This is a genomic window from Blautia sp. HCP3S3_D9 (assembly GCF_052063845.1).
GTDB lineage: Bacteria > Bacillota > Clostridia > Lachnospirales > Lachnospiraceae > Blautia_A.
The window spans coordinates 1-1,546 of sequence record NZ_JBQHWS010000266.1 but is presented as its reverse complement, the minus strand read 5'-3'; the positions used below and the strand labels follow the sequence as shown (position 1 = coordinate 1,546).

General features: G+C 44.2%; 2 protein-coding genes. Both read right to left on the bottom strand.

All coding sequences use genetic code 11. The features are described from left to right. The coding region (locus tag ACTNES_RS20780; RefSeq protein WP_441040567.1) for a sensor histidine kinase at positions 1-267 on the bottom strand (267 nt) is incomplete at its 3' end. Further along, a partial coding sequence (locus tag ACTNES_RS20775) for a sensor histidine kinase (protein ID WP_441040566.1) occupies positions 213-1,546 on the bottom strand: 1,334 nt, incomplete at its 5' end. The genes ACTNES_RS20775 and ACTNES_RS20780, both read right to left, overlap by 55 nt.

Below are 1,546 nucleotides of genomic sequence, written 5' to 3'. Positions count from 1 at the left end.
GAGAGCATCAACCTCCGTATGGATTGCCCCATTCTCTCTGTTGTATTTGATACAGTTACTGTAAATATTCATCATGGCACGGCGGAGGTGCAGAGGGCTTCCATATACAAAAGGATGTTCGTATATCTCCGGTGCGATATGAACGGTGAAATCAATGCCGTTTTTCTGTGCCTGCATATCGATCAGCATCTGTGTCTCTTTTTCATATCTGATCAGATCAAAAGGTTCATGGTTGAGTACAAGTCCGCCCTCCTCGATCTTGGACATATCCAGTACATCATTGATAAGAGAGAGCAGATGACTGGCTGAAATGAATGCTTTTTCACGATTTTTTTAAGAAATTCGATATCATTTTCATGTTTTTTATCAATTTCCAGCAGACCAATGATCCCATTCAGTGGTGTACGCATATCGTGGGACATACGGGAAAGAAAATTGGATTTCTCTGCATTGGCGCGTTCGGCAGTGTCAAGAGCTTCTTTAAGGAGCTTCTGGTGTCTGATCTCTGATTCCACCACATCGTCCACATTCAGAAATCCCAGAACAATGATGCCGGAGTCTTCGTTTTTGATAAAGCGGAACTGATAGTAATGGATACCATCCCTGTCATTTATCCGGTAATTTCCCTTGTATTCGGACTGACCGGACAAAACACCCATTACATTGTCCAGTTCCAGGGATTCTTCCAGCATTGTACGGTCATCCGGATGTACACGCTGCCGGATATAGTCTGAGAGGAAAAGATCATAGGGGTATGTATCGTTATGTTTTTTGTCCTGATCAGGGACATCATGGTCTTCCTGCTTGATCACAGAGAGAGTTTTTTCTCTGGGGTTGATCAGGTATACGTTCAGGTAGTTGCTGCTCAGTGTCTGGACAATACTTACCTGTGTCTCATAGGCTTCCTGTGTTCTGGTGACATCTTCACCATAGAGGATCACCTCCAGATGGTTGTTGGAAGGATTGAGCAGCAGTCTCGCCACATATTTGGAAATCCTGATTATATTGTCATCGTAGAGGCAGCGGGAAACCCTGGTGACTTCTACCTGACCGTCCTCATAGCTTTTCATCAGGGAACTGCGGCAAAATGCGTTGATGAAATCATTTCTGTCCTTTAATACCGGTATGAAAACAGAAGTCTCTGCGATAAAATGGTCAATGGAAGCGTCAGCATCCATCTTATAGGCCAGGGCAGAGGTGCCTCCGATCTTCAGAATCTTATCATCTGTAAGGTCGAGATGAAAGTAGCCGGCAGCATGGGTAATGGATGCCAGGAGAGAGTGGAGCTGATTTTCATAAATCTTGCGTGCTGTCACATCATTGTCTTCACAGGCCACTGCAATCACAAAATCCCGATAGTCATCGGCATTTCCGTTTCTGGCAATGAGCAGATAATAGTAATGGACAGTATCTGTGACAAGCCTGAAATGGAATTTGAAAGAGGCTTCCTGAGAGAGTCTTTCCAGCAGGGTTTCATAATTCAGGTGTCTGGACACATAGGAACGCTCATCCGGATGAATGTATTTCTGGATGAGAAAATCAAATG